The organism is Streptococcus oralis (assembly GCF_021497945.1).
Lineage (GTDB): Bacteria > Bacillota > Bacilli > Lactobacillales > Streptococcaceae > Streptococcus > Streptococcus oralis_BR.
In genome coordinates this window covers 347,699-372,876 of the sequence record NZ_CP046524.1, presented here as the reverse complement: position 1 = coordinate 372,876, position 25,178 = coordinate 347,699, and the positions used below count along the sequence as shown (strand labels likewise).

Here is a 25,178-nt window from a genome sequence, read left to right as displayed (position 1 = left end):
CTAGCAGCTTTTATTCTTCCGTCAATTCGTCCGCAGCTGCGTAATCCACTTGACCTGCTTCTTCCATAGCTTCAAACTCACTGGCAGACTTGATATCGATACGGTAACCCGTCAAGTGAGCAGCCAAGCGAACGTTTTGTCCACGACGACCGATGGCAAGAGAAAGCTTGTTATCAGGAACTACGACCAAGGCACGTTTGCTGTCATTTTCATCAAAGATAACTTGGTCAACCTCAGCAGGAGCGATGGCATTGTAGATAAACTCAGCTGGATCTGCTACCCACTCAATAACGTCGATATTTTCTTCGATTGGCACCATACGATCGCTCTTAGCATCGTAGCGAGCTGGGTGGAATTTGCTCGTAATCTTCTTGATATTAGCACCACCACGTCCAACGATTGTACCGATAGCATCCACGTTTGGATTGTGGCTACGAACAGCAACCTTAGTACGATCACCTGCTTCACGAGCTACGCTCATGATTTCAACAGTTCCATCATAGACTTCAGGAATTTCTTGCTCCATCAAACGTTTAATCATTTCTGGATGGCTACGGCTAACAAATACGTTGACACCACGAGGGTTGTCTTCAACTTTGTAGACATAGACTTCGATACGATCGTGGGAAGCAAAGACTTCTCCAGGGATTTGGTCTTGTTTTGACAATTGGGCTTCGATGCTGCCAAGGTTGACATAGATAAAGCGATTGTCAAAGCGTTCTACTGTACCAGACATGATTTCTTGTTCATGTTCCTTGTAAGTATTGTAGGTGATGGCACGTGTTTGCTTGCGCATTTTTTCCATGATGGTTTGTTTAGCAGATTGGGCTGCTACACGACCAAACTCAGCTGGTGCTTCTTCAAACTTGATTTTGTCACCAAGCTCATAGGCTGAATTAATGGCAAGAGCATCTTTCAAGCTGATTTCCAAGCGGCTATCAAACACTTCATCGACCACTTCACGGACAGTATAAACTGTGAAATCACCTGTTTTTTCGTTAAAGTCAATGGCTACGCTATCCGCTTGACCATAGCGTCTACGATAAGCAGAACGAAGCGACTCTACTACTGCGTCGATGATGTCTTCTTTTTTGATTCCCTTGTCTTCTTCCAAAATGCGGAAGGCCTCTAGCATTTCTTTACTCATGTTTTATTCACTTTTGAATCCTCAAAAGCTATCCTTTCTTTTTCTATAATTTTACTGCTAAACGTGCTTTTGATACTAAACTGTATGGAATTTGGACAGTTTTCTTACGTGTCTTGTCCATATATTCCATGGTCAACTCATCCCCTTCAAAGGATACCAAGGTTCCTTCAAAGACTTTTTGTTTATCGATGGCTTGGTAGAGCCCGACATGGATGTATTTTCCAACTGCTCCAGCGACGGCATCCTTGGTTTTCAAAGGACGTTCCAATCCTGGACTGGTAATTTCTAGGAAATATTGTTCTGGGAAGGGATCGGGCTTGATGGTGTCTAGGACAGGACTGATAATTTCTGTCAGGTCTGCCGTGTCGTTCAAGGTAATTCCTTCAGGTTTATCTACAAAAATACTGAGAATCATGTCACTGCCAATCTTTCCATACTCAATATCCACGAGTTCAAAAGGTGCTTGGATGACAGGTTCTACAACTTCTCTGACTAATTCTACGATTGTTGCGATTGCGTCCACCTCCTCATAAGCAAGAGGCGAAGATATTTCCCCGCCTCACTTTTTCATATTCTTGCTATTAGTATAACACTCTTGATTCTTTTTGTAAAGCAAAAGCATTCAAAGGGCTTGTTTTCAAGCTTAGTCTTAAAATTCTGCCTCAACTCGGTAGATCACTTGACCTTTGCTGGAGAATTTTTGCTCATATTCTGTCATGACATTATCTTCAAAGTCACTGGCATGCAAGTCAAGCCAAACTCCGTTGAGTTTCATCCCATACTGAGAAAAGCTCACCAGGCTGTACTCAAATAAGCCACGGTTATCCGTCTTGAAATGGATTTCCCCATTCTCAGGCAAGATGCGCTTGAAGGTATCCAAGAAACTCTTGTAAGTCAAACGACGTTTTTCATGGCGTTTTTTAGGCCAGGGATCTGAAAAGTTTAGGTAGAGACGATCAATCTCACCATCTTCAAAGTAGTCGGTCAAATCCGAGCCATCTACCCACAGCAATTTGATATTGGGCACTCCAACTTCAAGCACCTTATCCAGGGCATAACTCAATACCGACTTTTGAATGTCAATCCCGATGTAGTTAATGTCAGGGTTTTGCTTGGCCATTCCAGATACGAAGGCCCCTTTCCCACTTCCAACTTCAACATGAATAGGATGATCATTTCCAAACAAGTCTCGCCATTTCCCTTTGGCTTCCAAGGGATTTAGGACGACATAGTGTGGATTAGCTTCCAGCAATTCTGTCGCCCCTTTACGATTTCTAACTCTCATCTCTTCTTTCCATACTTATCACGAAAGACACGCAAGGCGTAAATCTCCCGGTTTACATTATCTAAATCTTGATTTACAAAGTATTTGGCAATCTGGCTCAAGTAAGAATACTGACCATACCAATACAATTTATCTAAAACTGTCTGATTGTACTTATAACCGTAATAAGTTAGCCAATCATGCCAATGTTGCTCTGGAATATAATGACACAACATATGCGCCACATCAAACATACGATCCGTCAGACGAACCGAATCCCAATCCACTAGATAAACGAGTCCGCTCTCTGTTTCAATCCAATTACTATGGCGAAGATCCCCATGTACAATCGTTGCATAGTCTTCCCTAAAACCTGGAACCGTTCTACGCAAATCATCAATCACCGAATTTAAGTACTGATGTCGTTTCAAGACTTCTGGTGCTTCTTGCCTCCAAGACTGCAACAGGTCTACTGGCGTCTCCATGGTATATCCCAAACGGCTCAACTGCTTCATCAAGGGACGTGAGCGGTGAAGACGTGTCAAGATATTGATGATCTGCTTGCGATTCATATCGTGTGGTGTCAAGATTTTGCCCGTCAACCATTCCTGGGCACACATATCACGACCATCTGGCAAACGACGAGTCCATAGTAATTGAGGAGCGATTTGTTCTCTGGCTAGGCCAGGTAGGATTGGAGAGGTGTTCATTTTTACAAAGACGCGTTTCCCATCAGGGTAGCTTCCCATATAAGCTTTGCCGCTCTTCCCAGGGATAGGGGTCAGCGTTAGCTCATTATCACCCAAGTCCATTTTTTTCCTCCGTATAAAGTTTCCTTACTATTCTACTAGTTTTTGGTCTATTCGTCAACCAGTCTTTTCAGTTGGTAAGGCAAATAAAACAATTGTAGGAAGAGACTAGCTCCTACAAGAGCCAACAGGGCTATTTTTTCTTGAAAAACCACTGCTCCGACAAGCAATTCCAACAAAAGAACGACACTTCCAACACCGAGCACTATCTGTTTCAAGCCCTTCTCTTTTTCACCCTTTTCCAAAGGAAAGAGATGGGTCAAGTACTGGTAGTCAAAAGCACGATAGAGAGCTAACAACTGGAAGAGCATGAGGTAATTAAACAGGACAACCACTGCTGTCGCAATCCAAGACTGCTCGATAAAGATCAAAGCTAACAAGGATAGGAGCAAGAGACGGAGACTGAGGGCAAAGAGGTCTCCATTTCGCAGATAAGAACGAAGATAGAGGTTTTGCCAGATCTTGCCAGGCACTTTCTGAACTACTTTAAGGATGAAATCCAGATAAGCACGACGTTTGACACTATTTGAAACGCCCTTGACCTGAGTAAAGAGGGCAAAGAAACGAAGCAAAAGTTGCTTGCGATTGCTTTCTTGAGCAATCACATAGTCCCAGTCAAGTCCTGTTTCAGTAAGAAATTTGCTGGCCTTTTGACGAAAGACCAGGTATTTCCCAATCCCCAATAAAAGCACATAGATGAGAAAGACTGGCAAGCCATAACCCATGGCTAAAAATAAGGGCACAAATAAAAGCAAGAAAAGGGTTTGGACAAAGAGCCAAAAGACCAGTGAGCGCACTGTCTGCCTTTTGAGGTGAGACTTAACCTCCTCTTCACTGACTAAGAGAAAGAGTTTGTCAGGTCCTTCCATGTAGGTCGCGATTCCTCCCCAAGCCAAAAGCAAGGCAGATACAATTCCCAAAAACAAGAGGATGGACCAATGATTTTCAGGAAAATCTTGCAAGAGTTGACTGTACTGGTAGGCTAGAAAACCGATGAGAACCAGCAGGAACAAGACAAAGTGGTCATTGAGAACATAACGCAGATAACCCACACACTTCTTACGAAAAGCCTGCTTTCGCTTTAAAAACAAGTCTTTCATAGCTCCTCCTCTTTGGTCAGAGCCAAGTAAATATCATTCAAACTCGCTTCAGGCATGTCAAAGGCTTCGCGCAGTTGCTGGAGGTTCCCCTGAGCCCTCACCTCCCCCTTGTGGAGAATAACAAAGGCATCACACATCTTCTCCGCCGAGTCCAGCACGTGGGTACTCATGAGAATGGATTTGCCCTTTTGCTTTTCTACTTCTAGAAGCTGAATCAGGTCCGCAATCGCAAGCGGATCGAGACCAAGGAAAGGCTCGTCCACGATGAAAAAACTTGGATCCACCACAAAAGCACAGATAATCATGACCTTCTGCTTCATCCCTTTTGAAAAATGAACAGGGAACCAGTCCAATTTCTGGTCCAGACGGAACATTTTTAACAAAGGTTCTACTCGCTCAAAAGCTATATTCTGCTCAATACCGTAAGCCATAGCCACCGTTTCAATATGCTCTCTAAGAGTCAATTCCTCATACAAGCTAGGCGTTTCTGGGATGTAGCCAATCTGTTTGCGGTAGTTGGTCGCATCTTCTCGCTGGGTGAGACCGTTAATCTTGATTTCCCCACTGTAAGGTGTCAACAGACCAATAATCTCATTGATTGTCGTTGATTTCCCAGCACCGTTAAGACCAATCAAACCAACCAACTGCCCACTTTCAACTGTAAAGGACACATCTTTCAAGACAGGGACGTGAACATAGCCTCCTGTCAGGTTTTTAATTTCTAACATATTTTCTCCAAATCTGGTATAATGTAGCTATATTATATCAAAATTCAATACAGTAGAGGTAGATTTTATGTCAGATTGCATTTTTTGTAAAATCATCGCAGGGGAAATTCCTGCTTCAAAAGTATATGAAGATGAGCAGGTTCTTGCCTTTCTTGATATCTCTCAAGTGACACCAGGACACACCTTGGTCGTGCCAAAGGAACACTATCGCAATCTTTTAGAAATGGACGCTACTAGCGCCAGCCAACTCTTTGCCCAAGTACCAACAGTGGCTCAAAAAGTCATGAAAGCTACTAAGGCCGCTGGTATGAATATTATTGCCAACTGTGAAGAAATCGCAGGGCAAACCGTCTTTCATACCCACGTTCACCTCGTGCCTCGCTACAGTGCGGACGATGACCTCAAGATTGATTTTATCGCCCACGAACCAGACTTTGACAAACTTGCTCAAGTCGCTGAAACTATCAAAAACGCCTAAGGAGTTGCCATGAAATTATCCAACCTACTACTATTTGCAGGAGCTGCAGCCGGAAGTTATTTTGTCGTGAAAAATCGCCAAGTCATCACAGAGGAATTTATGGATACTAGCGACCGTGTCGAAGCTATGAAGGAGGATTTGGATGTCATTCAAAATAGCCTGCAAATCATCGACCAACAAAAAGCCCTTATCAAGGAATACCAAAAAGACTTAACCTATAAATTCAAAGTCTTGGAAAAAGATTTCCAAACCAGAATGGCGGTCCTCCAAGAAGAAAAACAAGTATAAGAAAGCCTCCAACTTTCCTTAAATCCATTTTAGGTTACTAGATTCGAACAGAAAAGGGAGGGAATGAAAATGAAACAGTTTGTAAAAGTTCTAGCGAAGGTCATCGCGATTATTTGCGGCTGTCTCTGTCTTCTGACGGCTCTAGCATTTCTACTACTGATGAATCTTTTCAAGGCCTCACCGAGTGACATCCAAAAAGGAAATGAATCCTTAAAACAAATATTTATCTCTCTTGACATGCCTCCTGAGAAAGTAGAATCAAATGGAAGGTATCAATTCGAGGGTGGAGGCTTAAATTTCTATGTTACTTTCTCAGATGAGGTTATCAATAGTCACCCCGTCCTAAAAGAAAGTCCAAAACTCACCAAAAACCGACTGGAAGTCTATGTCCTACAGGCAGGGGATATTTCATACTATAAAGTAGGAGATAACTTGTTCAACCATGGCTTATTCCAATTTTTAGAGAAGGAAAGTGAAAAGTATTTCCAAGAAAAAGGAAAGAAATTTAACCCTAATTACTCACTTCTCTTTTGGAATGATCAGGAAAGTCTAAAAAAGGGAATTGCATTCTATGAAAAAGCTTTAACCTTGGTGGATATTCAGGATAATTCGGCAATCAACCACATTGATACCATCACCGTGAAATCTGGTAAAGAAACAGAAATCAAGCAACTCATCCAGGAGATGGATGCGGCTGGCTTGCTCACTCAAAAGTATAAATAGTAAACCAGCTGGAAAATGATTTTCTCCGATGTTAAATTTCCAAAGACTACACAAAAAAAGAGCCCATCGGCTCTTTTTACTTTATTCTCCTTCAAAGGCATCTTTTATATGGTCAAAGAAGCCTTTTTTCTTTGGATTGACTTTCAAGTCACCTGCAGCTGCGAATTCCTTCAAGGCTGCTTTTTGGCGGTCGTTCAAGCCAGTCGGAGTCACGACATTGACTGTAACGTATTGGTCACCAACGGCACCGCCACGAAGGCTCGGTGCTCCCTTGCCACGTAGACGGAATTTCTTACCTGTCTGAGTTCCTTCTGGGATGACCAATTCAACATCACCATGTACAGTTGGAATTTCCACAGTATCTCCGAGGGCTGCTTGGACAAAGTTGAGGTTCAGATTGTAGAAGATAGTCGTTCCTTCACGTTCAAACTTATCACTAGCTTCAACTGAAACCACCACGTACAAGTCTCCGTAAGGTCCACCGTTAAAGCCTGCTTCACCTTGACCCGCTAGGCGGATTTGTTGGCCTGTTTCCACACCAGCAGGAATCTTCACATGTACGCTATGAGCTTGTTTTTCATGACCTGTTCCGTGACAAGTTGTACATGGATCTTTGATTTCCTTTCCGCGACCATGACAGACATCACAGGTTACTTGGCGGCGCATCATACCAAGCGGAGTTTGCGTATCAACGTTAATGACACCAGCGCCATGACAGCGTCCACAAGTGACTGGACTTGTCCCTGGCTTAGCACCAGAGCCATTACATGTACGACAGCTGGCTTCACGATTGTATTTAACTTCTTTTTCCGTTCCAAAGATAGCTTCTTCAAAAGTCAAATTCACACGATACTGGAGGTCGTCTCCTTGACGAGGAGCGTTTGGGTTGCGCGAAGCTCCGCCTCCACCAAAGAAACTTGAGAAAATATCCTCAAAACCACCGAAGCCATTTGCTCCGTCAAAGCCACCGAAACCGCCAGCACCACCAAAGCCACCGTTGGCACCCGCAGCCCCATATTGGTCGTAGGTTGCACGTTTTTGGTCGTCACTCAAAGTCTCATAGGCTTCTTGAACTTCCTTGTATTTTTCCTCAGCACCAGGCTCCTTGTTGATATCTGGGTGATATTTTTTTGAAAGCTTACGATAAGCCTTTTTGATCTCGTCTGCCGAAGCGTTTTTTGACACCCCCAGACGATCATAAAATTCAGTATTGTTCATAATTCAAGATACAAAGGGCGTCAAACGGACACAGTCAAAATAGGAGTTTTGACGACGGACGCTTACGTCCTAGAAAAAACTATCTTTTTGACACAGTCCGTAGCCCGTGTTCAGTTACTCGAACACCCTTATTCCTTTCTATAGTTTATAAGTAAATCATTAGAGGGTATTTTCTATACTCTGCTTCACTTCATCAAACTCTTTGTCCGATAGAGTAAAAATCAAGTCCTCTTCTGAATATTCGTTCTGTTCTTTAAAATAGTTGTCAGTATTTTCTGCCAAACCTAGACCAAGTATCACTTTTCTTGCAAACTCTTGATGTGCAAAGCCAATAGCAGTAATGATATTTTTATCTTGCAGGACAGCTTTTGCTTTGAAATTTTCCTGAGGAAGAAATTCAAAATAGTCAAAGAAGTTTTGCCAAATCCCACCAGTAAATTTCGTGTCATTCAACAAGCCAGCTTTCGCTAACAAAATGGGCACAGAAGAAATTGCTGTAATTAAGATATCCTGCTCACCGAGTTCTCTCAAAAACGAATTTAATTTTTCATCCTGTAGAGCAGGCCCTATATTTACCATTCCTGGCAAAATAACACAAGAGTAATCGTCTAAATTTATTTGTTCGAATGTTGTTGTAGGTTGGCAAGGCAAACCATCCTCAGAGAACACCATCGAATGCTCTGAAGCTACATAATCAATCGTGATATCAAAAGACAGAGCTAAAGTACTCGTTAAAGTGGTTATCTCATAAAGAGAAAAATTAGGATAAATTATACAAAGTACTTTTTTCATACGCAACATCCTCTATTTTACCGAAAAACAGAGGCTGGGTTGCAACCTCTGGATTTCTTCTTATCATCACGACGTTCGAGTTTTAAAAATCAAACTAGTAATGCTAAATCGAGCGCGCCCTAACCTCTTGGTGAAAAAGATAAATCTTCCTAGAAACTAAAGTTTCTGCGTCAGATTTCCTATTTTCACTGTGAGGTTTTAACGGGCTTTGCATCTTATTTTTCCGTAAACTCTCCATCTACGACGTCATCGTCAGCCTTGCTTGAGCTTGCATTTTCAGCGCCTTGACTTTCTGTGTGTGCATGTTGTGATGCAGCTTGTTCATAGAGTTTCACTGCGAGGGCTTGAGCTTTTTCGTTCAATGTTTCGAGTTTTGCTTTCATTTCATCCAAGTTGTTGTCTTCTTGCGCTTTCTTAAGGTCATCAAGGGCAGCTTGGGCAGCATCACGTTCTGCATCGAAGCCTTTGCCTTCAGTTTCCTTGATAGTCTTTTCAGTCGCAAAGATGGCTTGGTCTACTTCGTTACGAAGGTCAACTTCTTCTTTACGTTTCTTATCTGCTTCAGCGTTTGCTTCAGCATCTTTCATCATGCGGTCGATTTCTTCATCAGTCAAACCTGAGTTAGATTGGATGACAATCGTTTGTTCTTTTTGAGTTCCAAGGTCTTTTGCCTTAACAGACACGATACCGTTCTTGTCAATGTCAAATGTTACTTCGATTTGTGGGATACCACGAGGTGCAGCTGGGATGTCTGTCAATTGGAAGCGTCCAAGAGTCTTGTTATCTGCTGCCATAGGGCGTTCACCTTGAAGAACGTGGATATCAACGGCTGGTTGGTTGTCTGCTGCTGTTGAGAAGACTTGTGATTTAGATGTTGGAATCGTTGTGTTACGGTCAATGAGTTTTGTAAATACTCCACCCATTGTTTCAATACCAAGTGACAATGGTGTTACGTCAAGAAGGACAACGTCCTTAACGTCACCAGTGATGACACCACCTTGGATCGCAGCACCCATAGCAACCACTTCGTCAGGGTTCACTGATTTGTTTGGTTCTTTACCAGTTTCAGCCTTAACAGCTTCTACAACAGCAGGGATACGAGTTGAACCACCAACAAGGATGACTTCGTCGATTTCTGACAAGCTCAAACCTGCATCTGAAAGAGCTTGACGAACTGGAACTTTTGTACGTTCAACAAGGTCACGAGTCAAATCGTCAAATTTCGCACGAGTCAAAGTCATTTCCAAGTGAAGAGGTCCAGCTTCACCCGCAGTGATAAATGGCAAGCTGATTTGAGTTGAAGTTACACCAGAAAGGTCTTTCTTCGCTTTTTCAGCTGCATCTTTCAAACGTTGCATTGCCATCTTGTCATTAGACAAGTCAATACCGTTTTCTTTCTTGAATTCTGCTACCAAGTGGTCGATGATTTTTTGGTCAAAGTCGTCACCACCAAGTTTGTTGTCCCCTGCAGTTGACAATACATCGAAGACACCATCACCCAATTCAAGGATAGATACGTCAAATGTACCACCACCAAGGTCGAATACCAAGATTTTTTCTTCTTTGTCAGTCTTGTCCAAACCGTATGCAAGAGCTGCTGCAGTTGGTTCGTTGACGATACGTTCTACTTCAAGACCAGCAATTTTACCAGCGTCTTTTGTCGCTTGACGTTGCGCGTCGTTGAAGTAAGCAGGTACTGTGATAACTGCTTTGGTTACTTTTTCACCAAGGTACTCTTCAGCGTAACCTTTCAAGTATTGAAGGATCATAGCTGAGATTTCTTGTGGAGTGTATTCCTTACCGTTAGCAGAAACTTTTTCAGAAGTTCCCATCTTAGATTTGATTGAGATAACTGTATCTGGGTTTGTAACTGCTTGACGTTTTGCGGCATCACCAACGATGATTTCGCCGTTTTTGAATGATACTACAGATGGCGTTGTGCGGTTTCCTTCTGGGTTTGCGATGATTTTACTTTCAGTTCCTTCAAGAACTGCAACTGCTGAGTTGGTTGTACCTAAGTCAATACCGATAATTTTAGACATGTGTTTTTCTCCTTAAATTTTATATTCTGTTTTTGATTTTTCTTGATATTCCCCTTAAGTGGTGGGGACGTGAGCAACTCCCTACGGGATTTCATCACTTATTTTTGAGCCTATTGTCTCAAAAATCCCCTGTTTCACCACGGCGGGAAATATCTTCCTTGCAAGCCTCCGGCTTGCTTTTTATCCTTCTTCATAGTTTATTGTCGTTTCGGACAAGATTTTTAAGCTCTATTGCCTAGTTGTATACTACCACCATGGCTGGGCGTAGGATGCGGTCATGGAGTTTATAGCCTTTTTGAAAAACTTGGGCGATGGTATCTGCTGGGTGTTCATCGTCTGCCGGGAGAGTCTGGATAGCCATATGATAGTTATGGTCAAATTCTCCGTCAGCTGCGATTTCTTCGATTCCTTCTTCTTTCAAAGCGTGAATCAAGCTTTCTTGCACCATCTCCAGTCCCTTTTTGACATCGTCTGTCAAACCTTCAACGGCAAGCGCACGCTCAAGGTTGTCCAAAGAAGGGAGGATAGCCTTTCCTAAGTCTTGACTGCGATAACGTTGCAAGAGTTGGCGTTCTTCGTTGGCACGACGTTGGATATTTTGCATTTCCGCATGAGCGCGAAGGTATTTATTTTCAAACTCATCCGCACGTTCATTTGCCAAGTCTAACTCTGACTTTTCAGGAGTTGTTTCTTCTGTCGTTTCAACAACTTCCTCTTCTTTTACTTCTTCGTTTTTTATTTCCTCAGACATTTTTCGCCTCCTTTTTAGGAATTTATGTAATTTCATGTTCAACTCACCTCATAATGATTACTACTCAAATATCGATAGAAATCTGTGAGTTTCATAGTTAAGACTCGATTGACCACATTGAGTTGATTGACCAATTGCTGGTAATCCAGATTAACCGGACCGATAATCGCCAGAATTCCAAAACCTCGATAAGGAATGAGGAATTTACTGCTAATCACCGCTAAATCAGCTAGACAGGATTCTTGACTGTCCGCAACACGGACATTTTGCATCTGATCTTCATGCAGACCTTCACGAATCTCCAGAGCCACTTTCTGTGGTTGGTCAAAGAACTGATAGGCTGCGAGATTGGCAAAATTCAAGAGATTAACCTTGCCCGCCACTACAATGTTTTCGTTGAACATTTCTTTAAAAATATGTTCAAAGAGATCCATGACATTGTCCGTTGTTGTAAAGTAGCGCTGGATAATCTGCGGAATTTCCGTCCGAATCTTGTAGTGAATATCTAGAACGGTGTACCCCAGGAAGCGTTCCTGAATGATGCTCTTCAGTTTCAGCAAATCCTCCTGCAAGAAGTTCCTTGGAATCAAAAACTGACTGGTAACCGTTCGAGACTCATCAAGTGTAAAAACTGCAAGAGCAGTATGTTGTCCCAAAACAACGATATCAAAGGCTGTCAACCGTTGCCTGCTCGGCTCAACATCTAGCGCTACAACTGTGCAACCACTTAAGTCTGTCAAAACATTAGCAGCCTCTTGTAGAATATCTTCCAGTTTGAAGAATTCCTGATCAAAGGCTTTGACAATCTCATAGACCTCATTTTCAGCCAGTCGGTCAAAATCCAGTGAGTGTTTCACATAGTACTGAAAACCAGCAACACTTGGCATCCGACCGCTTGAAGTATGCGCCTTCTCAAGCAAACCTTGCTTTTCTAGAGCCGCCATATCATTACGAATGGTTGCACTGCTAGAGTTGATAGACTCTTGCAAAGCTTTGGATCCGACAGGTTCGTGCGTTTTGGTAAAGATGTCAATAATCAGATTTAAAATATCCTGCTGACGCTCTGTAACCATCTCATCACTCCTCTCTGTCTGATCGATTAGCACTCAATACACTCAAGTGCTAACTCATGATTCTATTATACACCCTTAGAAGAGAATGTCAAGACAAAAACTCAAAAAATTAGCACTCTTTTACCAAGAGTGCTAAAAATCAGTCTGAGGACCTAGAAACTTATCTTTCATCTACTTGGTATTTCCTTTTAGGTCTGTAATATCCATAGATCAGATAAGAAATCAGGAAAGCGTATAGAACAAAAATAATGAAGAAAGATATAGAAAGATCTTCTCTAAATAAACTCATACAGACAACAAAACCACCTAAGAAAGTAGCTGTACATGAACGAAGTCTAGACCGCATAACTTCCCATCTGAGACCCTTACTCATATAGACTTTCTCCTCTGAAAGTATATCAGAAGTTGGTTTACGAAGAATTGAACAAAAACCTGTTTCTATCAATTCCCAACCGCTATTTCTAAAATCTTGCAGTTCATGCTTATACTTTTTAAGAAATCTAGAATCATAGATACGGTAGATGACATCGTCAGGTTGGCATTGGCAAAAATAGAAAAAACCAAAACGACTCGTTCTATATCTCCAGCCTTTCAGATGCATCTCATGTAAATATTCTTCTTCCTTGTCAAAGTCTAAAATGGTAAACATTCGAAATTTTACTTTGCTATTCATTGTCTTACCTCCAAATTCGAAAACAGGCATTGTTTTATTTATCAGATAATTCTTTCCACTTTTGAAACAATCTCCAAAAAACATAAGAAATCTGAATCACAAAAACGATCAATAAAACACAATCTATTATGACAATCAAACACACTTCCCAACTGAAATAACCTTTTCCAGTGAGTAACTTTGAGAAAACCAATAGCAGAGCTGAAAATAGAAGAAAAATAGGGAACACTCGCATTATTAAAATCCGCTTGACCATAGCTAACTTCCCGGTCGAGTCATTATAAATTTCAAACTCTGCATCCGACTCAATTCCAGCAAGAAACTTTCTAAAGTAGGAAAAACCATTAAAATCTGTAATATGCTCCCATCCACAATCTTTAAACAGTTGTAAATAGGAAGCTCTCTCTGACTTTTTCATAGGATAAAAATCCAACTGATAAGAGACTTGCTCCGGTTGACATTTTTCAAAACTATACTTAACTGCAACTAATAAGTAAGAATAACTCACTTTACTAAGCTTCCAACCCTCCGCATGCATTCTCCCTAGGAAAATCGCCTCCCTCTCATAATCCGCAATGGTAACAAGTCGATAAACACTTTTCTTTTCCATCAACCTTCCTCCCGACTGTTTCTGTAGAGCCGCTCAATACGTTTCAATTCAATCTCCAAAACCTTTCGTCCCAAATCTGTTATCTGATAGATTTTCCGTTTTTCCTCTTCGCGGACAAAGGAAATCAAACCATCCTTTTCCATCTTTGACAAGGTACCATACATAGTTCCAGGACTAATCGAAACTTGCGAATCTGTCATCTCCTTGACCTTTTGCGTAATACTATACCCATGGTTCTCCTTCTGTAGACAAAACAAGATATAAAAGCCAGTTTCCGTCATCGGAAGATAAACTCGACGAACCTTATCCATTAATTCCATTTATAGGCACCTCCTATTCAATTCGATATATCGCACTTCGTTATATAGAATATATCACAGCTCGATATAAAACACAAGAAAAAAGATCTGGGACAATAGTCCCAGCCTCCTCAATTGTTTTTGGATCGTCGAGCAAGACGCAGTGGTTGAGTGGGCTCTACTACGCTGATTTCATCAGCTTTTACAGCCCTACTCAACTGTGCGGAGGTGGGACGACGCAAATCTCCTGTTAGCAAAGATATTTCTTTAACTTTCCGTATCTATCCTCCAGCTGGTAGCTGTTTTTCTTTCTTGGATAAACTTACTATAGATACCTTGTTTGGCTAGTAAGTCTTGATGTTTTCCTTGCTCGACAATGCGGCCTTGATCCAGCACTAGAATCTGGTCTGCATGCTCAACCGTCTTGAGTCGGTGGGCAATCATGATAATGGTCTTATCTCGAGTCAGAGCCCGAATAGCCTGCATGAGGGCTTCTTCGTTTTCTGGGTCAACATTGGCTGTTGCTTCATCCAGAATGATAATAGGCGCATCCTTGATAATAGCCCGTGCGATGGAAATGCGCTGACGCTCACCTCCAGAAAGACTAGCACCTCCTTCACCGATCTTGGTATCATAGCCATCAGGCAGTGAGAGGATAAAGTCATGACAGGCAGCTTTCTTAGCAGCCTCTATCACTTCTTCCTGACTGGCCTCTGGCTTCCCAAAACGAATGTTATTGGCAATGGTATCCTCAAAGAGATAGACGCTTTGGAAGACAAAGCTGAAATTACGAATCAGGCTGTCATAGCTGTAATCTCTAACATCATGTCCGTCCAGACTGATACTGCCTTGATCCACATCCCAGAAGCGGGCGATGAGGTAGCAGAGCGTTGTTTTGCCAGAGCCAGAAGGTCCGACCAAGGCAGTTGTTGTTTTTTCGGGAATGGTGAGGGAAACCTGGTCAATAATTTTCTTATTTCCATAAGAGAAGCCAACATCTCTCAGCTCAATCTGGCTGCTCTTAGGTTCAATGTCCTGACCACTGATGTCCATCGGCTGGATAGCCAAGACTTGATTGACCATATCAACCGACAGATCAACAATGCGCAGGAGAGAAGAGAAAGAGCCAACGCCGTCTAGATTTTCATAAATCATAAAACCACTGACAATCATCATAATGGTTACCAGCAGTTCCATACTGCCATTGAGATAAAAATAGATAGAGAAAAGCCCCATAAAGAGACCGGTCAGCTTGGTCACTATGCCCTGGAGGGCAATGTAAGGTGAGGTCACGAGTGTCATTTTGGTATCTAGCTGACTCTTGCCTTCAATAGCCTTGGACAGCTTCTTAGCAGAACGGTTGACCAGATTGTAGTTCTTAACTTCAGCAATCCCTTGGCTATACTCCAAAACAACAGCTACTAGGTCCGTATCTGCCTGATACTTGTCATCAGAAACCTTACCAACTTGCCAACGCATGAGGGTATTAGGCAGGAGAAAGAGAATGAGACCCACCAAGAGAACCAGACCAACCCGCCAATCATATAGAAAGACCAAAATAGTGATGAGACCAGTCGTCAGAAAGCCCTGCACAGTCATCATAACCACTCTGGTAGCTACATCAGACAGTCCTTCCAGCGTATTAGTTGTAACACTGGTAATCTTGCCCAAGCTATTTTGATTAAAGTAACCCATGGGTAGATAGCGCATGTGCTCGGCAATTTCAATCCGCTTCTGAGCACAAGTGTGATAGCCCGCTTCCGTCTGCAGCATGGTGATTTTCAGGGTAATCCAAACGTTTAGCACAGTGGATACCAGCATGATTCCTAGAGCCAGCCAGAAGGTCTGCATAGAGAGATTCTTCTCAATCAGTCCCATAAGAACTAGGCCGATTGCTGGGATACGCAGAGCGATGATAAAGGACTTGATGATGCCCAGATAAATGGACTGATAAAATTTCTTACGGTCCTCTGCCGTACAAAAATCAAAGAATTTCTTCAGTATATTAAGCATGGGTCAGCCCTCCTTCCATCTCACCACTATCCCTGGTAGCAATATGGGTCCGCCACATGGAAGCATAAAGCGGACTAGCTACCAGCAACTCTTCATGCCGACCCCTAGCTTCAATCCGACCATCATTGACCAGGACTATCTGGTCTGCACTCATAATCGTAGACAGCCTGTGGGCAATGACAATCAAGGTCCGTCCCTCAATCAGACGAGCTAGACTGGACTGAATCCGTGCTTCATTTTCCGGATCTGTATAAGCAGTCGCTTCATCCAAGATAAGAATCGGCGCATCCTTAAGCATGGCACGGGCGATGGCAATCCGCTGACGCTCCCCACCAGATAGATGACCACCGCCAGAGCCTACCTGAGTCTCAAAGCCATTTTCCAAGTTCATGATAAAGTCATAACAGCCACAGCGACGGGCAATCTCGATGACATCTTCATCAGAAGCTGCTGGATTTCCCATCCGGATATTTTCCATAATAGTCTCATCAAAGAGGTAATTATCCTGGGTCACGTAAGCAATCTGCCGGCTGTAATAGTCTAGCGGAAGCTGGCGAATGTCCAAGCCACCATAAGTAATCTGGCCAGAAGTGACATCCCAGAAAGAAGCTAGAAGCTTGGCAATTGTAGACTTACCTGAGCCAGATGGCCCAACTAAAGCATTGATGCTACCAGTCTTAATATCTAACGAAATTCCATGTAGCACCTCCTCTTCATTTGTATAACCAAAGCTGACATTCGTCATGACCAGATCCCTTCCTTTTGGAAGTTCTCGCAAATCCTGAGGTCTTTTCAAATCAGGCTTTTCCAAAATATCAATGACTTGGCCAAAAATAGTCCCGATTTTCCGTAAATCGTCCATGTAACTAGCCACTAAAATCAGAGGAGTCAGAAGACTGAGCGAAAGAATAATCATCAGAATGAAATTGCTGGCAGTCAAGCTACCTTGCAGATAGAAATAACAGCCAGCGGGCAGCAGAAAGAGCAAGCCTGATGGCAGAAATGCAGTCACAATACCCATCTCCAGATTGAACTTGCGCATCCACTCAATAAAGCAATCTGCTCCTTCTCTAGCAGCTGTCACAAACTTATCGTAAGAAAATTTTTCCTTGCCAAAAACCTTGATAACCTCAATCCCATTGATGTATTCCACCGCTGTATCATTGAGTTTTTTGGTCTTGACCAGAGTATTTTGATAGTCAGTTTCGCTATTAGCAACCATTCGTATATATGCCAGCGCCACGACGGGAATAGTCAGGAGAGACAGCAAGGTCAGCCGCCAATCGATAACCAGCATGGCAATGAGAACAATAATCGGACCAAAAATCCCAGCAGTAAACTCTGGAATTAGGTGAGCCAAGGTCGTTTCGGTCGCATCCACCCTCTCAACGATAATGTTTTTATAGCTGCCTGATGACTGACTAAGCACTATACCTAAAGGCAACCTTGCTAGCTTATCTGTCAAGCGGTGCCGCATTTCTGCTAGAATCTTAAAAGTTGCCGTATGTGACAGCATGGTGGAAATACCGTGAAATCCCCAGTAGCCAATCCAAGCCAGAGCCACCCAAGCCGACTCTTGCAGGTAGAAATCCCAGTTTTTATTGCCAGCCAAGAGCTGATTAATCATTCCGCCAATAAAGAAATAAGGCAGAAATCCTGAAATCACAGAGGCAAAGGCAAAGATTAGACTGAGCACAAAATATATCTTATGAAGGGAAACAAAGTCCCAGATCCAAGCAAGAACAGATTTTTTCTTCATAGAATTTCCTTCTTTCTATCAAAAACCAAGCAAACCTCCCCAGTCAAACAAGTCCATGATGGAATGGCAAAATTCCAGCGCCTGCTCTTGGGGCCAGTCTTGAGCCAAGGGCTCAAATACAGCTGTGTAATAAGCTGTCATGCACGATCGCAGAAACTCGTGTTTGACCAAATGATTGATTTTCCCCTCTTTGTAAGCCAGATCCAAATAGCGATAAGTCTCGTTAGCAGCCAAATGAGGCAGACGCATCCTGAAGTCCGCTTGCGAAGAACCCTGAGATTTAAAGAGCAAGAGCTGCATAATATCCTTATACTTATAGAGAATCCGCATCAGGGACTGGAGATCCTCTAAGCGATGTGCCCACATGTCAGACAGGTGTCCCTCTTCTAGAAAAGCATAGTCACGTCGCTTCTGATCTTGTCCATACTGGTCTAAGGCTGTCAGAGTAGGCTCAAGCAGAGCAGTAAAGAGACTGTCCTTACTCTCATAGCGCTTATAAAGAGCCCCAGTCGTCAAGCCAGCAGCGCGACAAATTCTCCGCAGTGAAGCATCCTGATAGCCATAAACCAAGAACTCACTCCTTGCGCTTTCCAAGATTTTTTCGTTTAACTCATCTGTTTCTTTTTTCATGATTTTAATTCGATAACACCGTTATCGCCTTTCTTCTTTTATTATAAATTCTGACAATTTAACTGTCAAGGAAAAACAAAAAAAGGCCGAAAAATATTTTCATCGGTCTAGTTCTATACCTTATCCTCTTGTAAACATGACAAAAGAGAGTGGGACAGAAATCGGTAATTCGTTAGAATTCGATTTCGTCGTCCCGCCTCCGCACAGTTGAGTAGGGCTGTAAAAGCTGATGAAATCAGCGTAGTAGAGCCCACTCAACCACTGCGTCTTGCTCGACGATCCAAAAACAATTGAGGAGTCTGGGACAATAGTCCCTTTGCTACAAAAAAAGCAACGGATTTGCCGTTGCTTTTTGCATGATTGCGACAGTCTTGCTAAAATAGAATTGCTCAATAAACCATTTAGAAAGGCTATCCCACGCATATTCACTATAACACAAATCAAACGACTTTACCACTAGAAATCCATTCTTTCTTGCCACAAGATCATCTTGTCTTTACCATTGAAAAAGTGGTGAATGCCTTGGAGGATCGTCACTTCCAGGCTTTCTATCATACCTTCGGTCGCCCGTCTTATCACCCTAAAATGCTTGTAGCTACTCTACTATTTGCCTATTCACAAGGGATTTTCTCTGGTCGAAAAAATGATGATTGAAAATCTGGCTATGCAGTATTTAACAGGAAAGTTGGTTGTCAGCTATCGCACCATCAATCGATTTCGAGTCACTGAAGGGATGGAAGAACTCATCCGTGGTCTGTTCATCGACCTCAATCTTCGTTTAAAAATGGAAGAGTTAGTGGCCTTAGATTGTCTGTTTATTGACGGGACTAAGATTGAAGCCAATGCCAACAAGTATAGTTTCGTGTGGAAGAAAGCGACAGAGAAATTCTCCGCCAAACTTCAAGAACAGATACAGGTCTATTTTCAAGAAGAAATCACTCCCCTGATCCATCAAGCTATCGAACTGGATACACAAGAGCCTATCTCCTCAGAGCAGTTGCTTGCATTCGCTCAAGTCCTTGAAGAAGAATTGGAAAAATTGAACCAAGACATTGAGGAGACACCCGTTAAAGGGAAGGATGAACGTAAAACCCAGCGTCGTAAACTCAAGAAAGTCTTGCGTAAAGTCAAGGAGGATTTTTCAGTACGTGCTGAAAAATATGAGAACTATCAGGAGACATTTGAAGGGCGTAACAGCTTTTCCAAAACCGATCCAGATGCCACTTTTATGCGGATGAAGGAGGATCACATGAGAAATGGACAACTCAAACCTGGCTACAATCTTCAAATCGCTACTGAAAACCAATTTGTTCTTCACTATGATGTCTTCTCAAATCCGACAGACACCCAGACTCTTCTCCCCTTACTTGAAACCTATCCGCATGAATTGAAAACAGTTGTCGCAGATGCTGGATATGGAAGCGAAGAGAACCTCCTTCGTTTAGATGAAAAGGAGGTGAACCATCTGATTAAATATGCCATGTTTGATAAGGAACAGAAGAAAAGGTATAAACAGTCGGTTAGAAACTTAGCGAATTGGCACTATGATGACAAGGAGGATAGCTATACACATCCTGATGGCTGGTGCTATCGTTTTCATCATATCAAACATCAGAAAACACAGGCGGACTTTCAACAGGAAATCAAGGTTTACTACGCTGATGAACCTGAAGCAGCCCCTCAAAAGGGACTGTATATGAACGAACGCTATCAGCACTTAAAAACTAAAGAATGTCAGGCGCTTTTATCTCCCCAAGGTAGACAGATTTTCGCTCAACGCAAGATTGATGTGAACCTGTCTTTGGGCAGATAAAGGCTTGTTTGGGTTACAAGAGATGTAATCTAAGAGGGAAGCGTCAAGTGAGAATTGACATGGGATTGGTACTTATGACTAATAACCTCCTAAAAAACCCAACTAATCGCTTGATTAGTTGGGTTTTCATTTATGAAATTGAATTCCTCTGTTTAATCTTTAATGATTAAAACATTAGTCTTCTTTTTTCTTGCGTGCCACAAGACCAAATCCGCTCAATACTCCAAGAAGTCCAAGAGCTGCTAGGCTAGAGTGATCTTCTGTACCAGTATTAGGCAATTCCTTAGCTGGTTGTGATGGTTTCACAGAAGGAATAATTTTTTCATAAACATGAACTGTGTCGCCATTTGGAAGTTTCTTAGTCTCTACGAAGCGGTAGCCTGGGATGTCTTTCTTAGGTTGTTCGCCATCTTCACTTGGATATCCTGGAATGTCGTTGCCTTCCTTATCCTTGTGACTGGTCTTCACTTTTTCGTAGACATGTTCAGTGTCGCCGTTTGGAAGTTTCTTAGTCTCTACGAAGCGATAACCTGGGATGTCTTTCTTAGGTTGTTCCCCATCTTCACTTGGATATCCTGGAATGTCGTTGCCTTCCTTATCCTTGTGACTGGTCTTCACTTTTTCGTAGACATGTTCAGTGTCGCCGTTTGGAAGTTTCTTAGTCTCTACGAAGCGATAACCTGGGATGTCTTTCTTAGGTTGTTCCCCATCTTCACTTGGATATCCTGGAATGTCGTTGCCTTCCTTATCCTTGTGACTGGTCTTCACTTTTTCGTAGACATGTTCAGTGTCGCCGTTTGGAAGTTTCTTAGTCTCTACGAAGCGGTAACCTGGGATGTCTTTCTTAGGTTGTTCCCCATCTTCACTTGGATATCCTGGAATGTCGTTGCCTTCCTTATCCTTGTGACTGGTCTTCACTTTTTCGTAGACATGTTCAGTGTCGCCGTTTGGAAGTTTCTTAGTCTCTACGAAGCGATAACCTGGGATGTCTTTCTTAGGTTGTTCCCCATCTTCACTTGGATATCCTGGAATGTCGTTGCCTTCCTTATCCTTGTGACTGGTCTTCACTTTTTCGTAGACATGTTCAGTGTCGCCGTTTGGAAGTTTCTTAGTCTCTACGAAGCGGTAACCTGGGATGTCTTTCTTAGGTTGTTCCCCATCTTCACTTGGAATTAATGTATTCCCCTTAGTATCTACAAAAGAAGTAATTGGACGTACAGTTGGAGCTGGGGTAAATTCCCAAGTTCCTGTAAATTTAACGTCCGCTCCATTGATGGTTTCTGATGCCTTGTCATAGGACTTGAAGCTCCAAGTACCTTCTGCTGTCTTCACTTCTGTTTGACTTGGTTGTGTTGGAGTCACTTTGCTGCCATCTTTCAAGTCTGTTTGGTCTGCTGGAAGTAGAGTTTTCACTTCTTGTGGAAGTTCTTTTCCTGGAGTTCCGCTGACAAACTCGTGAACTGCTTTATGAGTCACTGTTGGTGCTGGGCTCGCTGTAAATTCCCATGTTCCTACAAACTTAACATCTGAACCGTTGACAGTCTCTGAAGTCTTGTCGTATGACTTGAAGCTCCATGTGCCTTCTGCTGTCTTCACTTCTGTTTGACTTGGTTGTGTTGGAGTCACTTTGCTGCCATCTTTCAAGTCTGTTTGGTCTGCTGGAAGTAGAGTTTTCACTTCTTGTGGAAGTTCTTTTCCTGGAGTTCCGCTGACAAACTCGTGAACTGCTTTATGAGTCACTGTTGGTGCTGGGCTCGCTGTAAATTCCCATGTTCCTACAAACTTAACATCTGAACCGTTGACAGTCTCTGAAGTCTTGTCGTATGACTTGAAGCTCCATGTGCCTTCTGCTGTCTTCACTTCTGTTTGACTTGGTTGTGTTGGAGTCACTTTGCTGCCATCTTTCAAGTCTGTTTGGTCTGCTGGAAGTAGAGTTTTCACTTCTTGTGGAAGTTCTTTTCCTGGAGTTCCGCTGACAAACTCGTGAACTGCTTTATGAGTCACTGTTGGTGCTGGGCTCGCTGTAAATTCCCATGTTCCTACAAACTTAACATCTGAACCGTTGACAGTCTCTGAAGTCTTGTCGTATGACTTGAAGCTCCATGTGCCTTCTGCTGTCTTCACTTCTGTTTGACTTGGTTGTGTTGGAGTCACTTTGCTGCCATCTTTCAAGTCTGTTTGGTCTGCTGGAAGTAGAGTTTTCACTTCTTGTGGAAGTTCTTTTCCTGGAGTTCCGCTGACAAACTCGTGAACTGCTTTATGAGTCACTGTTGGTGCTGGGGTAAATTCCCAAGTACCGACGAAGTGGGCATCTGCTCCATTGATAGTTTCTGATGCCTTGTCATAGGACTTGAAGCTCCAAGTGCCTTCTGCTGTCTTCACTTCCGTTTTACTTGGTTGTGTTGGAGTCGCTTGACTACCGTCTTTCAAATCTGTTTGGTCTACTGGAAGCAAGTCTTTTACTTCTTGTGGAAGCTCTTTGCCTGGAGTTCCGCTTACAAATTCATGTGTTGCCTTGTAAGTTGGTGCTGGGGTAAATTCCCATGTACCGATGAAGTGGGCATCCGCTCCATTGATGGTTTCTGATGCCTTGTCATAGGACTTGAAGCTCCAAGTGCCTTCTGCTGTCTTCACTTCCGTTTTACTTGGTTGTGTTGGAGTCGCTTGACTACCGTCTTTCAAATCTGTTTGGTCTACTGGAAGCAAGTCTTTTACTTCTTGTGGAAGCTCTTTGCCTGGAGTTCCGCTGACAAATTCATGTGTTGCCTTGTAAGTTGGTGCTGGGGTAAATTCCCATGTACCGATGAAGTGGGCATCCGCTCCATTGATGGTTTCTGATGCCTTGTCATAGGACTTGAAGCTCCAAGTGCCTTCTGTAGTCTTCACTTCCGTTTTACTTGGTTGAGTTGGAGTCGCTTGACTACCGTCTTTCAAGTCTGTTTGGTCTGCTGGAAGCAAGGATTTCACTTCTTGCGGAAGTTCTTTTCCTGGAGTTCCGCTTACAAATTCATGTGTTGCCTTGTAAGTTGGCGCTGGGGTGAATTCCCAAGTACCGACGAAGTGGGCATCCGCTCCATTGATGGTTTCTGATGCCTTGTCATAGGACTTAAAGCTCCATGTACCTTCTGCTGTCTTCACTTCTGTTTGACTTGGTTGAGTCGGAGTCGCTTGACTACCATCTTTCAAGTCTGTTTGGTCTGCTGGAAGCAAGGATTTCACTTCTTGCGGAAGTTCTTTTCCTGACGTTCCGCTTACAAATTCATGTGTTGCCTTGTAAGTTGGCGCTGGAGTGAATTCCCATTTACCGATGAACTTCACATCTCCATTTTCAACAACTTCTGAAACCTTATCGTAACCTTTGAATACCCAGTTTCCTTCTGGAACAGATACTTTAGTAGTTGTTGGTTGAGTAGGATTTACAGTCGTTCCATTTGCAAGACCTGATACTTTAGCTGGTAACAAGTTTGTAACTTCTTGTGGAAGGGTCTTACCAGGTGTACCGCTCTCAAATTCATGAATCTTGTTGTAAAGTAAGGTCGTTGTTACCTTGTTTGATGCGAAATAAAGGTTATCTGGTTGCATAGCTACAATGTTTTCGATAGGTCCTGAAGCTTTGTCACCAACCTTATTATTTGTTACTGTATTATAAGTAATACGAATAGGTGTTCCGGCCTTATCTTTGTTCAAGTAGGCAGCAGCCATCTTGACAGTTACTTTTTGACCTGACTTCTCAACAGTATAGTCTGTATCCTTTGCCAACACAACACCATCTGCATCAACTGTAAGATCTTTGAAATCTAAACGATCATCAAAGGTATCAACGAAATCAAGGCTTGATAAAGCTGCAATGATTTCTTTACCTGGTTTTGGAATCTTGAAAAGAGTTTTATAAGTAACTGCCTCTCCTGCTTGTGCTGGGATTTGAGCTGGATCTACCTCCTTTTCTGGGGCAAACTGTACTTGTTCCATGTAAAGAGAGAAAGTTGCAGAGGCATAGTTCGCTGAACGGTAACCAAAGTTCATGGTGTTGTTAACTGAGCGTAGGGCTAAACCGGAAATATTATTTTCGGCCTCCGCACCACTTGTACCACCACCTGGGCCTGCATTCCAAACAGTTTTATCACCTTCTTGAACCGCTTCCAAATTATTGCGGTTGTTCATCACTCGCTTGTCAACGCTAGTGTTGTAATTGGTAACATAGAAAGCTTCCTTGGTATTCCATAGACCATTTGCATCAATATCAGTTGGTTTCATCACCAATTTCATGTCAGGTTCTGAACCATCTGAATACTTAAGTTCTGCTGTTATATCTGCATCAACCGTAAAGGTATTTTTCATGACATCGTCATGTGCCTCATCAACATATGCGATATTCCCAATTTCAAATTGGTTTGCTCCCCATAAATTAGAAACGTTGAAAAAGTTAACTGTTTTCTTATTAACATCAGCCATTTGAGCCGGAGCTTCTGAGTTGTTGATATAATGAAGAGTAACTTTATTAATCGTTAAATAAGCATCTACTTGCTTACCATTGACTGTTCCAGCATTGGCAAATTTCAAAGACAAAGGTTTATCAAAGGTTTGATCTTCCTTTTTGGTTTTATCTACCTTGAGGGTGAAATTTTCCATTGGATAACCAGGATATTTATGTTGTAGATCTCCAAAACCTGGAGCATCCATATGGTATTGCTGCACGGCAGATGACTTAGATACAACACTCATGTTATCCGTAGTTAACTGAAACTGGTAAAGACTTAGTGCAGAAAGATCTGTGTCATCCTTTATTTCTTGCGGTGCCGCAAAAAGGCCTTGAAACGGCAGTAAGAAAAACGCTAAAACAAAGGTTATCATTCCAACGATTGTCTTTTTAAGCCTGTTTTTCGACTTTATCATTCTTTTTCTCCTTATTAAATTTCTTTTTACTTTTTATGATTACACATAAAAAGAAATTTATTGCCATTCTCCATA

21 protein-coding genes and 2 pseudogenes are annotated in these 25,178 nt (G+C 42.5%); 4 read left to right on the top strand and 19 right to left on the bottom strand.

The features are described from left to right. Positions 1-10: 10 nt before the first annotated feature. The 6 genes from nusA to GOM47_RS01875 all read right to left on the bottom strand — a co-directional run bounded on the left by nusA (position 11) and on the right by GOM47_RS01875 (position 5,048). Positions 11-1,147, bottom strand: coding sequence for a transcription termination factor NusA (gene nusA, locus GOM47_RS01900; RefSeq protein ID WP_235080894.1), 1,137 nt, complete (start codon positions 1,145-1,147; stop codon positions 11-13). Between the two features lie 43 nt (positions 1,148-1,190). Then, on the bottom strand, positions 1,191-1,670 hold the full coding sequence (rimP, locus tag GOM47_RS01895) for a ribosome maturation factor RimP (RefSeq protein ID WP_000338696.1): 480 nt from the start codon (positions 1,668-1,670) through the stop codon (positions 1,191-1,193). A 126-nt stretch (positions 1,671-1,796) separates the two neighbouring features. Continuing rightward, positions 1,797-2,432, bottom strand: a complete 636-nt coding sequence (gene trmB / locus GOM47_RS01890; RefSeq protein WP_235080893.1) for a tRNA (guanosine(46)-N7)-methyltransferase TrmB — start codon at positions 2,430-2,432, stop codon at positions 1,797-1,799. Further along, complete coding sequence (gene ccrZ / locus GOM47_RS01885; RefSeq protein WP_235080892.1) at positions 2,429-3,223, bottom strand: cell cycle regulator CcrZ; 795 nt, start codon at positions 3,221-3,223, stop codon at positions 2,429-2,431. The genes trmB and ccrZ overlap by 4 nt, the downstream gene beginning before the upstream one ends. Before the next feature lie 47 nt (positions 3,224-3,270). Further along, positions 3,271-4,320, bottom strand: a complete 1,050-nt coding sequence (locus GOM47_RS01880; protein ID WP_235080891.1) for an ABC transporter permease — start codon at positions 4,318-4,320, stop codon at positions 3,271-3,273. Beyond that, positions 4,317-5,048, bottom strand: coding sequence for an ABC transporter ATP-binding protein (locus tag GOM47_RS01875; protein ID WP_235080890.1), 732 nt, complete (start codon positions 5,046-5,048; stop codon positions 4,317-4,319). The genes GOM47_RS01880 and GOM47_RS01875 overlap by 4 nt, the downstream gene beginning before the upstream one ends. A 67-nt stretch (positions 5,049-5,115) precedes the next feature. Between GOM47_RS01875 and GOM47_RS01870 the strand changes: the two genes are divergently transcribed. The 3 genes from GOM47_RS01870 (at position 5,116) to GOM47_RS01860 (ending at position 6,537) form a co-directional block, all read left to right on the top strand. Continuing rightward, the gene (locus tag GOM47_RS01870) at positions 5,116-5,526 is read left to right on the top strand and encodes an HIT family protein (protein ID WP_033679703.1); all 411 of its coding nucleotides are present in this window, start codon (positions 5,116-5,118) and stop codon (positions 5,524-5,526) included. 9 nt (positions 5,527-5,535) lie between these two features. Then, positions 5,536-5,814, top strand: a complete 279-nt coding sequence (locus GOM47_RS01865; RefSeq protein ID WP_235080889.1) for a hypothetical protein — start codon at positions 5,536-5,538, stop codon at positions 5,812-5,814. A gap of 69 nt (positions 5,815-5,883) precedes the next feature. Then, entirely contained in the window at positions 5,884-6,537 is a 654-nt protein-coding gene (locus GOM47_RS01860) for a hypothetical protein (protein WP_235080888.1), read from the top strand. Between the two features lie 81 nt (positions 6,538-6,618). On the opposite strand, the gene dnaJ is transcribed toward GOM47_RS01860, so the two are convergent. The 12 genes and pseudogenes from dnaJ to GOM47_RS01800 form a co-directional block, all read right to left on the bottom strand. Beyond that, positions 6,619-7,755 carry a molecular chaperone DnaJ gene (dnaJ, locus tag GOM47_RS01855; RefSeq protein WP_235080887.1) on the bottom strand — a complete coding sequence of 379 codons (1,137 nt, stop codon included), beginning with the start codon at positions 7,753-7,755 and terminating at the stop codon, positions 6,619-6,621. Between the two features lie 159 nt (positions 7,756-7,914). Further along, positions 7,915-8,547: a DJ-1/PfpI family protein gene (locus GOM47_RS01850; protein ID WP_235080886.1), complete on the bottom strand. Its 633-nt coding sequence runs from the start codon at positions 8,545-8,547 to the stop codon at positions 7,915-7,917. Between the two features lie 215 nt (positions 8,548-8,762). Further along, positions 8,763-10,589, bottom strand: coding sequence for a molecular chaperone DnaK (gene dnaK / locus GOM47_RS01845; protein ID WP_235080885.1), 1,827 nt, complete (start codon positions 10,587-10,589; stop codon positions 8,763-8,765). A 235-nt stretch (positions 10,590-10,824) separates the two neighbouring features. Continuing rightward, positions 10,825-11,340 (bottom strand): nucleotide exchange factor GrpE, encoded by a 516-nt coding sequence (gene grpE / locus GOM47_RS01840; protein WP_235080884.1) that lies wholly within the window; start codon positions 11,338-11,340, stop codon positions 10,825-10,827. Positions 11,341-11,378: 38 nt separating this feature from the next. Continuing rightward, the gene (hrcA, locus tag GOM47_RS01835; RefSeq protein ID WP_235080883.1) at positions 11,379-12,413 is read right to left on the bottom strand and encodes a heat-inducible transcriptional repressor HrcA; all 1,035 of its coding nucleotides are present in this window, start codon (positions 12,411-12,413) and stop codon (positions 11,379-11,381) included. Between the two features lie 160 nt (positions 12,414-12,573). Further along, positions 12,574-13,086 carry a DUF2812 domain-containing protein gene (locus GOM47_RS01830; protein WP_235080882.1) on the bottom strand — a complete coding sequence of 171 codons (513 nt, stop codon included), beginning with the start codon at positions 13,084-13,086 and terminating at the stop codon, positions 12,574-12,576. A 34-nt stretch (positions 13,087-13,120) separates the two neighbouring features. Next, on the bottom strand, positions 13,121-13,696 hold the full coding sequence (locus GOM47_RS01825) for a DUF2812 domain-containing protein (protein ID WP_084874582.1): 576 nt from the start codon (positions 13,694-13,696) through the stop codon (positions 13,121-13,123). Beyond that, entirely contained in the window at positions 13,696-14,016 is a 321-nt protein-coding gene (locus GOM47_RS01820) for a PadR family transcriptional regulator (RefSeq protein WP_000422299.1), read from the bottom strand. Before GOM47_RS01820 ends, GOM47_RS01825 begins: the two co-directional genes overlap by 1 nt. 246 nt (positions 14,017-14,262) lie before the next feature. Further along, on the bottom strand, positions 14,263-16,008 hold the full coding sequence (locus GOM47_RS01815; protein WP_000932116.1) for an ABC transporter ATP-binding protein: 1,746 nt from the start codon (positions 16,006-16,008) through the stop codon (positions 14,263-14,265). After that, complete coding sequence (locus GOM47_RS01810; RefSeq protein WP_235080881.1) at positions 16,001-17,767, bottom strand: ABC transporter ATP-binding protein; 1,767 nt, start codon at positions 17,765-17,767, stop codon at positions 16,001-16,003. Before GOM47_RS01810 ends, GOM47_RS01815 begins: the two co-directional genes overlap by 8 nt. An 18-nt stretch (positions 17,768-17,785) precedes the next feature. Beyond that, positions 17,786-18,397, bottom strand: a complete 612-nt coding sequence (locus GOM47_RS01805; RefSeq protein WP_235080880.1) for a TetR/AcrR family transcriptional regulator — start codon at positions 18,395-18,397, stop codon at positions 17,786-17,788. Positions 18,398-18,651: 254 nt separating this feature from the next. Continuing rightward, positions 18,652-18,854 (bottom strand): annotated as a pseudogene (locus GOM47_RS01800) (hypothetical protein). A 5-nt stretch (positions 18,855-18,859) separates the two neighbouring features. On the opposite strand from GOM47_RS01800, the pseudogene GOM47_RS01795 reads away from it, so the two are divergent. Then, positions 18,860-20,380, top strand: a pseudogene (locus GOM47_RS01795) (IS1182 family transposase). Positions 20,381-20,384: 4 nt separating this feature from the next. Here GOM47_RS01795 and GOM47_RS01790 read toward each other — a convergent pair. Next, positions 20,385-25,103 (bottom strand): LPXTG-anchored SHIRT domain periscope protein, encoded by a 4,719-nt coding sequence (locus tag GOM47_RS01790; RefSeq protein ID WP_235080879.1) that lies wholly within the window; start codon positions 25,101-25,103, stop codon positions 20,385-20,387. Between the last annotated feature and the right edge of the window lie 75 nt (positions 25,104-25,178).